This window comes from Kordia sp. (genome assembly GCF_045105435.1).
GTDB lineage: Bacteria > Bacteroidota > Bacteroidia > Flavobacteriales > Flavobacteriaceae > Kordia.
Window position 1 is genome coordinate 1 of record NZ_JBGCDL010000015.1, and the last position, 13,858, is coordinate 13,858.

A 13,858-nucleotide genomic window follows, 5' to 3' on the forward strand; every position below is an offset into this window, starting at 1 on the left:
AATGAACAAACGAAAAATATGTGCCGTAGTCACCGCACGACCATCATACAGTAGAATCAAAACTGCGCTCAAAGCAATTCAAGAGCATCCAAACTTAGAATTGCAATTGGTTGTGGCTGGTTCGGCGTTATTAGGTCGTTACGGAAATGCGGTCAATGTGATTGAAAATGACGGCTTTAAGATTGATGAAAAAGTATTCATGGTCTTGGAAGGCGAAAGTCCAATGGCAATGGCAAAAACCACGGGTTTAGGTGTGATGGAGCTTTCAAACGTATTCTACAACCTAAAACCAGATGCGGTCATTACGATTGCAGATCGTTTCGAAACCATTGCAACAAGTATTGCGGCGGCGTATCAAAACATTCCATTAGTGCATATTCAAGGTGGAGAAGTTACAGGGAATATTGATGAAAAAGTGCGACATGCAAATACGAAATTAGCTGATTTACATTTAGTTGCTTCTGAAGATGCAAAAGATCGTGTCATAAAATTAGGTGAAGATCCAGCGTATGTCATCAATACAGGTTGTCCGTCGATTGATATTGCGAAAGAAGTGTTAGATGCAGCAAATTATAAATTTGATCCAATCAAAAAATATGGTGGAGTTGGAGCTGATTTAGACCTTTCTAACGGCTACTTAGTCGTAATGCAACATCCCGAGACAAGTCGTTACAAATCGGCACGAGAAGACGTGTTATGTACTTTAAAAGCGATTCATGAACTCAATATTCCAACGTTTTGGTTTTGGCCAAATGTTGATGCAGGTTCAGACGGAACTTCAAACGGAATTCGCTATTACAGAGAAAATTTCAATCCAGATAACATTCGTTTCTTTAAAAACATGCAACCGAACGACTTTTTACACTTATTAAAAAATAGTGATTGTTTAGTCGGAAATTCGAGTGTGGGAATTCGCGAATGTTCGTTCATTGGCGTTCCAACGGTAAACATCGGAACACGTCAAAACCGCCGTCAACGTGGAAAAAATGTAATTGATGCAGCATATGATAAAGATGCAATCAAAGCAGCAATTCAAGAACGAATTGGTCAAAAAGGAAGACTTTCAGAACATATCTATGGAAATGGAAACTCTGGAAAACAAATAGCGGAAGCATTGGCAAATACAAAATTAATCGCGCATAAAACAATTATGTATTAGTATTTAGTTTTGAGATGTTAGTATTAAGTATTGAGAAACAAATCAACAAATACACAAAAAACGAATTAACAAATATGAAGTTTATAAGTTTAACAGTTTCCACTTTGATAATGAACAGGAAGTAAACAACTTAACAGACAACAGACAACAGACAACAGACAACAGACAACAGACAACAGACAACATGAACATACTCGCAGTCATACCAGCAAGAGGCGGAAGCAAAGGTGTTCCAGGGAAAAACAAAAAATTACTCGATGGAAAGCCATTAATTCAATACAGTATTGACGCTGCATTGCAGTCAAAATACATTTCGGAAGTTGTGGTAACGACTGATGATGCCGAAATTATCGCTATTGCGAAATCGCTTGGCGCGAATGTACCTTTTGTGCGACCAGAACACTTAGCAGAAGACACAACACCAACATTACCAGTTATTCAGCATGTAGTTTCTCATTTTGAAACGCAAGGAAAACACTTTGATGCGATCTGTTTATTACAACCGACAAGTCCATTTAGACCAAAAGGATTCTTAGACAAAGCTTTAGAAACTTTTCATGAAAAAGGAACAGATTCGTTGGTTTCTGTATTAGAAGTTCCGCATCAATACAATCCACATTGGACGTTTGAACCCAATGAAAATGGAGTTTTGCAGATTTCAACTGGTGAACAAAATATCATTCCAAGACGGCAAGAGTTACCAAAAGCCTATCACAGAGACGGAAGTATCTATATCACCAAAACGAATGTATTAATGCATGAAAACTCGCTTTACGGGAATTCTGTAGCATATATTGTTTCTGATGAGAAATTTTATGTGAACATTGATACGATAGAAGACTGGGAAAAAGCAACAGAATTAGCAAAAACGATTACACTTTGAAACTTGAAAAACATAGGATAACCAATTTTCATATTTCTTTTGGTAAGAATGGATTTGATGTGCAACTATTCAAAGAAGATAACAAAGGAAGTAATTTGTACACTTTTAGCAGTGAATTGTTTGAAATTGTATGGTATTCATCAGATCATTCGGAAGAAAAAATCGTAGGTTTTATCAAGAAATTACATGATGATTCAGATAAAACATTAGAAAATATTTATAATGAATTAGGTGGTGTTTTTGAAATTTTTATTCTTAATAAAAAATATGATAAATTATTTGTTTTAAATGGTTTATATGGTGTGAATGGAAGTTTTTATTTAATAGAAAAAGAGCAATTCAAATTCTTCTTAAACTTTCAAAACTATAAAGAATTTCAAATTCCATTACAATTTGATGAAGTTGGTATACAAGCGCATTTTGCATTTGGATATCAAGTGAAACCATTTCCATTACCATACAAAGGAATTTCACGATTACAAGGTGGAAATCTGAATACTTTTGATTCAAATTTAGATCATACAACCAAAGAATTAGCAATCAAATTTTCAACAGAAAAAGCATCATTTTCATTAAAAGATGGAATGAATGTTACTGATAATTTATTTTTTGGCGCTACGGCTGGAAAAGATAGTTTAACATTGTTAAGTCAGGTTTCAAAAGGAGATAAAGATGTAAAAACAGGAAACTTTGGCGAAATCTATGCTGCAGATGTAATTCAAGGAAAAGAAATTGCTGTAAAACTGGGTATTTCCTATGATCACACAACTTTATGTGATGAAAAAGAATTTGAACACTACGCAAATCGAATAGCTAGTATTTCCGGCGGATTGGGAACAATTTCTTATGTTGATATGTTGAAATTTGTAGATCAAGGAATTCCAAACGATTACAGCTATGTCATGGGAGAAGCTGGTGAATGTGTGCGCATGTTCTTTCCTGAAAATTCAAATCTCGCGAAAGCGATGCATAACTATTTAACACCAAAAGAATTTTTAGAAAACTCATTATCAGTAGATTATCAAGAATTTGTAAAAGCATATCCTGAAAATATTTCAACTGAAATCACTAAAAATTACAATGGAGATTCAAATGCTGAAATTCTAGTTAATTTCTACAGAAAAGGACGTTTGCCAGGTAATTTTGGTAACAGACACAAATTATTAGCTGCTTACAGAAACAAAATAACGCCGTTTTTACACGAAGATTTCATCAAACAAACACATAATTTACCGCATAAACGGTACGAACACGATCGAATTCATGAGCAAATAATCTATGAATCGAATCAAGATTTAGTACACTTTTTCAGGAATCCAATCAAGTCAGATGTATCTGTTCAAGACTGGAATCATCGCATTTCCAGTGAAATAGGAGTGACGTTATATCAAATGTTAGAAAAGCACATTGAGGCGTTAAAAACAGTATTTGATACTCAGAAAGTACTGACTTTGGCAAAAAAACAACAAAAATCACCGAATAGAGGACTTTATTTTCTTTTTAGAATCGTTTCAATGGCTATATTTGTCGACAATATCAATAACGCTGTTGCCCCATGCGAAAAAAGATAATTTCCATATTTGTGGGATACCAAAGTTTTGAAAATCATTACGCAAGTGATTTCTTTGAAACTCCCGAAAACATTGACATGTTGCTTTGGCACAATGTCAAATCGTCTGCATTGGGAAAATTGCCAGAAAACATTCAAACACAACAACTTCCTGCATTTGATTACAAAGGTAAAACAGACTTTTTACGCTATTTAAAAGCAAAAGCAACCTTAAATTACAATGATAAAACGCAAAAAGTGCAAAACCATCATTTGTACAGAGTTGCACCAGGAAAGAGTAATTTAAAGAAAAAGTTAAAATTTGGACTGATTAACTTTTTAGCCTATTTCTATGCTTCTAAAAAAGGAATTCAAAAACTAGAAGATCTTTTCTTTCAACAAACACGCAAATCAAGTAATTATCAAGCGTGTTTGGCATATTTAAAAGACAATACACCAGATTTAATATATTGTTCTCATCAAGTATCAAGTTTATCGCTAGCGCCTGTATTGGCGGCGCGTGACTTGGGAATTCCTGTCGTAAGTTTTATACATTCTTGGGACAATCTTCCGAAAGGGAATAAAATGCTAAAAGCAGATCATTACTTCGTTTGGAGCGATTATATGAAGACAGAAATGTCAGCTTATTATCCGGATGAAGTCAAAGAAAATAACATTACGATTACGGGAACGCCACAATTTGCCTGTTATACCAAAGCAGAATATTTAATTCCAAAAGAATTATTTTACAAAGCATACAAGTTGCCAACGGATAAAAAACTACTTTGTTTTTCCGGTAATTTTACCTCTATCGGAATGGATGATCCGTTGTATTTAAAGGATTTAGCGGAAGCAGTAAAAGCACATAATCAATCGAATTCAGAACAATATCATGTCGTTTTACGTGCCAATCCAGCAGATTATAACCAAGGATTTATTCCAATTTTAGCAGCATACAAAGATGTTATTACGGAAGTCATTCCTACATGGAATCATGACGAATTTCCATTGCCAGAAAGTTATACGGTCAATTCGAATTTAGGTGTTTTATACAGCACATTATACTATAGTAGCGGTATGTTCAATATTGGTTCTACAATGGCACTTGACGCGATATTACTAGGGAAACCAGCTTTTTACTGTTGTTACAAACAGAAAAATGGTCACAAAGACTTCAATATAGATCGCTTGTATCAATTTGTACATTTTAAAACCTTGACTGTTCATGATAGAGCGGTTTACAGATTGAAGTCACAAGAAGAAATAACTAAGCTATTACTAGATTTTGATACGTTAGAAACACAAAATCGTGACGAACGCGCGGCTTGGGCAAAAAGTATTGCCAAACATCCGTTAAATGAAGTTCGCGACAGAATGTATCACGCTTTTCAAAACCTATTGAACTAATGCATATTGCGTTCTTACTTCCCGAATATCCACACGAAAAACTTCCGAAATCGGCAGGAATAGGGACAAGTACGAAAAATTTACTCAAAGCTTTAGTAGACAAAGGTTTGAAAATTACAGTATTCACTTATTTTCAAGATGTACAAGAAGTATTTCAAGATGGTGACATCACGATTCATAAAATAAAATTGCGTAAATATCCTGTATTGACCTGGAAGTTGAACGAAGGAATCATCAACAAATACATCAATAAAATCATCAAGAAAGATAAGATTGATGTAATTGAAGTGGTTGATTGGACAGGAATTTCGGCAAATATGAACTTTCAAATTCCGCAAGTGATGCGTTTGCACGGAAGCGATACGTTTTTCTGTCATTTAGAAGAAAGAGAAATAAAGCAAGCCAATTTTAATCGTGAACAAAAAGCATTTCAAAAAGCAAATAAAATCATTGCAGTAAGTGAGTTTGTTGCAGAAAAGACAAATTCGTTATTTGCTTCAAATAAAGAAGTTACTGTCATTCCGAATGGAATTTACATGAATGATTTTAAACCGAATACAACGAAGAAAGTTGATGGAACAATTCTCTATTTTGGAACCTTAATTAGAAAAAAAGGAATTCTAGAATTAGCGTATATTTTTAACGAATTGATTCAGAAAAATAGCAATTGTCAGTTGTTATTAGTCGGAAATGATGCAAAAGATGCAAAAGAACAGCGTTCGACTTGGAAAATTTTTCAAGAGAAACTTTCTGCGGAAGCGTTAAAAAAAGTCAACTATCTTGGAGTCGTAGATTACAATCGCATGAAAGAACTGATTAATGAAGCAAGTGTTTGTGTATTTCCTTCCTTGGCGGAATCGTTCGGAATGGTGACAATAGAAGCAATGGCGCTAGAAAAACCGTTTGTAAATACTGATTATCCTTGGGCAAAAGAAATTGTAGAAGACGGAGAAACTGGCTTTTTAGTCAATCCAAAATCACACACTGAATTTGCTGAAAAGATCAATTTATTATTGACAGACAAAGAATTGGCTTCAAACATGGCAAAAAAAGGAAGAGCAGCAGCAATCAAACGATTTGATATCACGAAAATAGCAGCTCAAAATATAGCAGTTTATAACTCATTAGTAGGAGCGAAGTTATGAAATTTACACTCATCATTTGTACATATATGCGCCCGAAACCATTGCAAACACTATTGCAATCGGTTACGGCACAAACGGTGTATCCAAATGAAATATTGATTGTAGATGGTTCTCGAAACTCAGAAACTGAGGAAATGTTAAACCAAAATTCATTTAAAAACCTCAGTTACTTTAAAGTAGATGATGCTGAACGTGGTTTGACAAAGCAACGAAACTTCGGAATTAGAAATGTAACTGAAACAAGCGAAATTGTTTGTTTTTTAGATGATGACACAATTTTAGATAAAAATTATTTTAAAAACTTAATTGCAACATATAGTGTGTATCCAAATGCCTTAGGTGTTGGTGGTTTTATTACGAATGAAGTTCATTGGACGAAAATTGCAAAAAACACAAAGCCAAATTCTAAATCATTTGTCTATGATGGCTGGTTTAGAAATGAATCAGTACGATTTAGATTGCGCCTAAAGTTAGGTTTATTAGATGAAACAAAACCATGCTATTTGCCATCTTTTGCACATGGTCGTTCCGTAAGTTTTTTGCCGCCGACAGACAAAGTTTACCCTGTAGAACTCTTTATGGGCGGCGTTTCATCATTTAAAAAAAACGTTTTAGATACTATTAAATTTTCAACTTATTTTGAAGGTTATGGATTATATGAAGATGCCGATTTTACATTACGAGTTTCTAAACTAGGGCAATTATATGTCAATACAGCTGCAAAACTAGAACATCATCATAATATTGCTGGTCGCCCAAACAAATATAGTTATGGAAAAATGGTGGTAAAAAATGGTTGGTATGTTTGGCGAATCAAATATGAGAATCCAACTCTGAAATCACGTCTTAAATGGAATGCAACTGTTTTATTCTTGGCATTTCTAAGATTTACAAATATATTTACGCAACCTAAAAAAAAGGAAGCGTTTACTGAGTCATTTGGCAGAATCGCGGCTTGGTTCAAATTATGGTTCCAAAAACCCCAAATAAATCGCGATACAGTTAAAAACACTGTAAGTTAACATGAACTTTCTAATCATTACACACGTTTTACATGCCAAAAAGGAGGCAGAATACCTTGCATACGCGCCGTATGTGAAGGAAATGAACTTGTGGCTAAAATATGTAGATAAAGTTACGATTGTTGCGCCATTACTGGCAGATAAGGAAATTAGACCAATTGATATTGCCTATCAACATAAAAACATTGATTTTAAATCGATTCCAGCGTTTGACTTATTGACGTTGAAATCAAAATTGAAAACCTTGTTCGTATTGCCGATCATCTTTTTTAAGATTATTGGAGCGATGCGAAAAGCAGATCATATTCACTTACGTTGTCCTGGAAACATTGGATTGATTGGTTGTATTGCCCAAATTTTCTTCCCGTCGAAGACTAAAACGGCGAAATATGCTGGAAATTGGGACCCAAAGAGTACACAACCATTGAGTTATCGATTACAGAAACGAATTCTATCCAATACATTCTTCACCAAAAAAATGAACGTTTTGGTCTATGGCGATTGGAAAAATCAAACAAAAAACATAAAATCGTTTTTTACAGCAACGTATCGAGATAGTGATAAAGGAGAAGTTTTGAAGCGTACTTTTAAAGACACAATTCGATTTAGTTTTGTAGGTTCATTGTCGCCTGGAAAACGTCCTTTGTTGACAGTTCAAATTACAGAAGAATTGTTGAAACGCAAGTATAATGTGCGATTGGATATTTTTGGTGATGGCGCGAAGCGAAAGGAACTAGAAGATTATATAGAAAAAAATAATTTAAAAAAACATATAAAATTACACGGAAATGTCGCTGCTGAACAGGTAAAAGAAGTGCACAAAAATGCACATTTTATGATGTTACCTTCAAAATCGGAAGGTTGGCCAAAAGTAGTGGCAGAAGCTATGTTTTGGGGAAGTTTGCCAATTGTAACTAAAATTTCTTGTGTTCCATACATGTTAGATCAAGGAAATCGTGGTATTTTGATAGCACCAAACGTTTCAACTGCAGTCGAAGCGATTGAAAGTGTATTGAAATCAGATGAAATCTATCAAGAAAAAGTAGCAAAAGCAATTGAATGGAGTAGAATTTACACGCTTGATACTTTTGAAAACGAACTAAAATCATTGCTTTAAATGTTGAACGTTTACACAGATAAAAAATTCATAGAAAAGCATTCAAAAGGAGAGAAGTTTCCATTGATATATGCCTTGTTGTTTGATGAGCGAGATGAGTTTCCTGAAATCAAAAACTACTATCAATTAGTCGAATCCATAGACGAAGCAGAAGTAGCGTTTTTACCATTTTCATGGAATTACTATCTAAACAAAGGCTTACAAACAGAAGCAGAACGTTTTATTGATGAATGCCATGCAAAGAATTTAAAAGTACTTACATATATATCAGGAGATCAAGGCGTAATGCCTGTAAATAAAAATGTATACGTTTTTAGAAATAGTGGTTATAAAAGTAAAAAGCTTAGAAATCAAATATCGTTTCCAGCATTTTTTAAAGATCCGTTGGTGCATTACATCAAAAAAGAAAATCATCAAGTACGTGTAAAAGCTGCAAAACCTGTGATTGGATTTGTGGGACAAGCAACGCCAAACCTGTTGAAAGCCGCAAAAGATATAGGTTTCATCATGTATAGAAACCTAAAATTTCATTTAGGAAAAACCCGCTTAGAGCCGCAACAATGGTTTGCTGCGCCGTTTATGCGTTACAAATATTTAAAGCGATTAGAGAAACATACAGACATAAAAACGAATATAATTTATCGGGAACGCTATAGAGCTGGCGTGCGAAAAAATCGTTCTGTAGATAAAACAACATACGAATTTTACGAAAACATAAACGATTCCGATTATATTTTTAATTTACGTGGTGCAGGAAATTTTTCAGTACGTTTTTATCAAACATTAGCAATGGGAAGAATTCCTGTATTGGTTGATACGGATTGTTTATTACCACTAGAAGGAATCATTGATTGGACAAAACATTGCATTCGAATTCCGCAAGGAAAAGAACACGAAATGGAACAACGATTGGTAGCGTTTCATGAGCATTTAACACAAGAGAAATTTGAACAAATACAAAAAGCAAACAGAAAGCTTTGGGAAGAGTATTTAACCTTGACAACTTTTTTTGCTAGGATTCATGATTTATTGAAGAATGATGAAATTTGAAAATCAAATGTATCTCGACTGCGCTCGATATGACAGCAAGAATTATAAATTGTTCTAAACGTCAGTTCGAGTGAAATTTTAGAAAAATTTTGTATCGAGAACAGCTTTGAAATCGAAGAGTTTATTGTACCGTAGTAGTTCTCGATACAAATTTGCTTTGCAAATTCAGAACAGACGTTAAGAGTAAAACAAATAACAAAGTTTAACAGTTTAGACTTTGAAATAGAGATAGAGTTTACAACTTGTAACAGACAACAGACAACAGACAACAGACAACAGACAACAGACAACAGACAACAGACAACAGACAACAGACAACAGACAACAGACAACAGACAACAGACAACAATAAAACAAAAATGAAAACCCTACAAGTCATAGATACATTAGATACAGGCGGCGCAGAGAAACTCGCGGTTACGTATGCAAATGCCTTGACAACAACAGTAGAAGCTTCGTTTTTGTGTACCACGCGTAAGGAAGGAATTTTAAAAAATCAGGTTGCGAATGAAGTCGGATATTTATTTTTGGAACGAAAAAGCAGATTCGATTTTGGAGCTATTAAACGATTGAAAGCCTTTATCAAAGAAAACGAAATCACAATTGTACATGCGCATGCGACTTCGTTTTTTATTGTGTTTTTGACAAAATTGATGTACCCGAAATTTAAAATGGTTTGGCATGATCATTATGGAAATAGTGAGTTTTTAGCGCAACGAAAAGCATTTATGATCAAAATGGCTTCGTATCTTATGAATGGTGTCATTTCCGTAAATCAGCAATTAAAAAAGTGGGCAGAAAGCAATTTAGCCGTTTCTAAAGTGGTGTATTTGTCAAATTTTCCTGTAAAAAGTGAAACCGTAAACACACGTTCACAATTGCACGGAATTGATGGAAAACGAATTGTTTGTTTGGCAAATTTACGTCCGCAAAAAGATCATTTTAATTTATTGCAAGCGTTTGAAATGATTGTGAAAGATGGTTGGACATTACATTTGGTAGGAAAAGATTTTGAAGATGATTATTCGCGACGAATCAAGTTGTATATTCATGATCACGGATTGACGGAGAAAGTGTTTGTCTACGGAAGTAGGGAAGACGTTTCGCATATTTTAAATCAATGCGAAATTGGAGTATTGTCTTCAAAATCAGAAGGTTTGCCAATTGCATTATTGGAATATGGATTACACGAATTAGCCGTTCTCACCACTGATGTCGGCGAATGTAACCGAGTTGTTTCCGACGAAACGAAAGGGTTTATAGTTCCTTCCAATAATGAAGTGGTTTTTGCTGAAAAGCTGACTATTTTAATTGAAAATCAACACGAACGCCTCGCGAAAGCGAAAAAATTACACACGCACATACACGAAAATTTTTCACAAAAAGCAATCCTACAACAACTCATACGTTTTTACAACGAATTGTAAATGGCAACACGCGCAGCATATATGGAAAAGAACATGAAAGAGCTTGGTAAATCAAGCTTTCTCAAGTTTACGCTGTTCCTAATTCTGATTTCATATTTCTATAATTTAGCGGTTTTTAATTACAGTATTACGGGAAATAATGAGTTGCGTTTGTACGATTTTGTGGGAATGTTGATTTTATATCATTTTTATCAAAATCGTACTTTTTTACTCATGTTTATCAATAACGAAAAGTACTTGTATTATTTATGGACATTCATCCGATGGAGTATGTTTATGATGATTTTTACCTTTTTTATAAGCTACTTAAACGGACGACTGACGTGGATTTTGCGAACTACGTTATTTATGTATCATTTCTTGATATTTTACTTTTCGTTTGTCTTCTTTTTGATTTTGATGCGCAGAGGAAAAGTTTTAAAGCAGTTTGTGTATTTGTACATTATAATGGTAATTATAGCTGCGCTAGTGGTATTATTTCAACACTTTGGTATTGTTCCGTATTTGTGGAGTGATTTGGATAGAAAAGCGTATGGAGGCTTTCTTTCGGGCATTTTAGGACCCAATAAAATCGTGTTGGGAATGGTGATGTACATTTCGTTAGTTACGCTAATTGGTGTTTTTCTTCAAAGAGAATTGCGCGTCAATAAAATCATGCTTTTAGCAGGAATTCTCTTTGCTATGATCGCTTTAGGTTTGAGTGGTTCGCGAACGAGTTACGTTGGCTTGTTGGTCTTTTTAGTGTATTTCTTTTTCCGTTCAACAGGAAAATTTATTTATATGTCATTCATTTTAGGCGCTGGATTTTTAATCGTTTCCATGTACAATTCGGAAATTTTCACCATGATTGAAAATGTAATTAATGGTCGAATTTTTAGTAAAATTTCTGATCCGTCTTTAATTGCACAAGGAAACGTAGATCAATTGTATGAAGATTTAGGTTCTGGTCGAAAAAATTTATCACTAAAATATGTCGATTATTTACTCACACACGTATATGTAGTACCGTTTGGATCTGGTTTTAATAACTTTATTTTGATCGGAAATTCGGCACACAACATCTACCTAACACTGATCAATGAAGTAGGTTTGGTCGGTTTATTCTTTTATGTGCGATGGTTGACAAGCTATTTTAGTTTAGAGTTTACGCACTTTACCCAATTAGGAATCGTATTAAAAGGCTTGGTATTGGCAACAATGGTTACATTATTATTTGGTGAACAATTGTATGTTTACCGACCTGTTTTTGCTATATTGGGCATATTTTTATTTGCAACAGCAGTTTTATTAAGCCCTCGATATTACAAAAAAACATGACAAACTTTGCTGAACATAGAATTGGAGTCGTCATTCCGTATTACAACGCCGCAAAACATATAGAAAATGTAGTGCGAAAGTTGCCCGAATATATTGATATGATCATTATTGTAGATGATTGTGGAAAAGAACCAATTCCCGATAGTTTGGTGGCACAATCTGAAACTTGCAACAGAATCGTGATTGTACGCAACGAAAAGAACTCAGGCGTTGGTGGCGCTACAAAAAACGGTTTTAAAAAAGCCATTGAACTCAATTTAGATTTTGTTATTAAAGTTGATTCAGACGATCAAATGGACAGTAAGTTTATTCCAGATTTGCTACAACCATTACTTGAAGAAAAAGCAGAATACGCCAAAGGAAATCGTTTTAAAGACTTTAAAGCATTGCGACAAATGCCGTTTGTGCGTAAAGTTGGGAATTTAGGTTTGTCGTTTATGGTAAAAGCCGCTTCTGGATATTGGAATAATTTTGATCCTACAAATGGTTTTTTTGCTGTGAAAGTGGAATTGTTAGAAAAACTAGATTTTAAAAATATTCACCGCGATTATTATTTTGAATCTTCGCTGATTGCCGAATTGTATTTTCACGATGCAAGAATAAAAGATGTACCAATGCCAGCGAATTACGGCGATGAAAAATCGAGTATGAACGTTTGGAAAATTCCATTCATTTTTATTCCAAAATTAACAAAAACCTTCTGGAAACGTATCTTTAAGAGCTATTTTATTTACGACTTTAATATTGCATCCATCTATTTATTATTTGGTTTGCCGATGTTTCTATTTGGTATGATTTTCGGAATTTACAATTGGATTTACTACTATAATATTGGAGAATTTACGCCAACTGGAACCATTATGCTCATTACCGTTTCGCTGATTCTCGGTTTTCAATTGCTATTACAAGCCATACAATTTGATATCTTAAAAGCACCAAAATCTGTGTCATGAATCGCAAGCACATCATCGTAGTCATATTGAATGTTTGCATTGCTTTTGGGTATTATTTGGGGAATTTATCTTCAAATGAAACACATTTAAGCTCCGATTTGCACAACATTATCCCGATTTGTCTTAAAATGGACGCTCCTACGATGTTTCCACATGATACCTTTGCAAATGATTTAGATAATGTAAAATATTACACGCCTTTTTATATAGAAACGCTGCGTTTCCTTGCCGATTTCACAGATGGAAATTATGTGCAAGCGCTCAATATACTGACGTTTATTTGTCACATTCTGTTTGGAATTTTATGGTATTTCTTGCTTTTTAAAATCACGAATAACTTTTGGATCGCTCTTTTTGTGTCCATTTTTATGCGCGGAATAATTTGGGTTCCAGGTTTTGAATATTGGGGAATTTCCGATATGTGGTCACTATTGCCGCGTGTTGTGTATTACGCCGTCATGCCATTGCCGTTTTTACTGATCAGTTTTGTGAATAAGAAAAAGTTATATCTAGCAGCATTTTTAATTGGATTGCTTTTCAATTTTCATCCAATTACAGGATTGAGCGGTATTTTACTCTTTATCAGTTACATTGGAATGCATTCGTATCTTGAAAAGAAACAGTTCAAAGCAATTTTCAGCCTGCAAAACATACTTCTTTTAGGAATTATTTTTGTGGGAATGCTTCCGTTTTTCATCAATTATATGACAAATGTTTCTGTAAAAGCAGATTACGATCTAACACTTTACAAAGAAGCTTTGGCATTAAAATATCCAAGTTTTATTACCGAACCGACTACTTTTTGGAAAGAATGGTTGACTTTAAAATA

General features: G+C 34.2%; 12 protein-coding genes. All 12 read left to right on the forward strand.

Annotated features, from left to right (window positions below; translation table 11 throughout):
• Window position 1 precedes the first annotated feature (1 nt).
• Window positions 2-1,159 (forward strand): UDP-N-acetylglucosamine 2-epimerase, encoded by a 1,158-nt coding sequence (gene neuC / locus AB8B65_RS00505; RefSeq protein WP_405298831.1) that lies wholly within the window; start codon window positions 2-4, stop codon window positions 1,157-1,159.
• Between the two features lie 184 nt (window positions 1,160-1,343).
• On the forward strand, window positions 1,344-2,042 hold the full coding sequence (locus tag AB8B65_RS00510) for a cytidylyltransferase domain-containing protein (RefSeq protein WP_405298832.1): 699 nt from the start codon (window positions 1,344-1,346) through the stop codon (window positions 2,040-2,042).
• On the forward strand, window positions 2,039-3,613 hold the full coding sequence (locus tag AB8B65_RS00515) for a hypothetical protein (protein WP_405298833.1): 1,575 nt from the start codon (window positions 2,039-2,041) through the stop codon (window positions 3,611-3,613). Before AB8B65_RS00510 ends, AB8B65_RS00515 begins: the two co-directional genes overlap by 4 nt.
• Window positions 3,598-4,998 (forward strand): hypothetical protein, encoded by a 1,401-nt coding sequence (locus AB8B65_RS00520; RefSeq protein ID WP_405298834.1) that lies wholly within the window; start codon window positions 3,598-3,600, stop codon window positions 4,996-4,998. Before AB8B65_RS00515 ends, AB8B65_RS00520 begins: the two co-directional genes overlap by 16 nt.
• On the forward strand, window positions 4,998-6,143 hold the full coding sequence (locus AB8B65_RS00525; RefSeq protein WP_405298835.1) for a glycosyltransferase family 4 protein: 1,146 nt from the start codon (window positions 4,998-5,000) through the stop codon (window positions 6,141-6,143). The genes AB8B65_RS00520 and AB8B65_RS00525 overlap by 1 nt, the downstream gene beginning before the upstream one ends.
• Entirely contained in the window at window positions 6,140-7,165 is a 1,026-nt protein-coding gene (locus tag AB8B65_RS00530) for a glycosyltransferase family 2 protein (protein ID WP_405298836.1), read from the forward strand. Before AB8B65_RS00525 ends, AB8B65_RS00530 begins: the two co-directional genes overlap by 4 nt.
• 1 nt (window position 7,166) lies before the next feature.
• Window positions 7,167-8,282, forward strand: coding sequence for a glycosyltransferase family 4 protein (locus AB8B65_RS00535; protein WP_405298837.1), 1,116 nt, complete (start codon window positions 7,167-7,169; stop codon window positions 8,280-8,282).
• Entirely contained in the window at window positions 8,283-9,332 is a 1,050-nt protein-coding gene (locus AB8B65_RS00540) for an exostosin family protein (RefSeq protein WP_405298838.1), read from the forward strand.
• A 359-nt stretch (window positions 9,333-9,691) separates the two neighbouring features.
• Window positions 9,692-10,759 (forward strand): glycosyltransferase, encoded by a 1,068-nt coding sequence (locus AB8B65_RS00545; RefSeq protein WP_405298839.1) that lies wholly within the window; start codon window positions 9,692-9,694, stop codon window positions 10,757-10,759.
• Entirely contained in the window at window positions 10,760-12,076 is a 1,317-nt protein-coding gene (locus tag AB8B65_RS00550) for a hypothetical protein (protein WP_405298840.1), read from the forward strand.
• The gene (locus AB8B65_RS00555; protein ID WP_405298841.1) at window positions 12,073-13,029 is read left to right on the forward strand and encodes a glycosyltransferase family 2 protein; all 957 of its coding nucleotides are present in this window, start codon (window positions 12,073-12,075) and stop codon (window positions 13,027-13,029) included. The genes AB8B65_RS00550 and AB8B65_RS00555 overlap by 4 nt, the downstream gene beginning before the upstream one ends.
• The coding region (locus AB8B65_RS00560; RefSeq protein ID WP_405298842.1) for a hypothetical protein at window positions 13,026-13,858 on the forward strand (833 nt) is incomplete at its 3' end. The genes AB8B65_RS00555 and AB8B65_RS00560, both read left to right, overlap by 4 nt.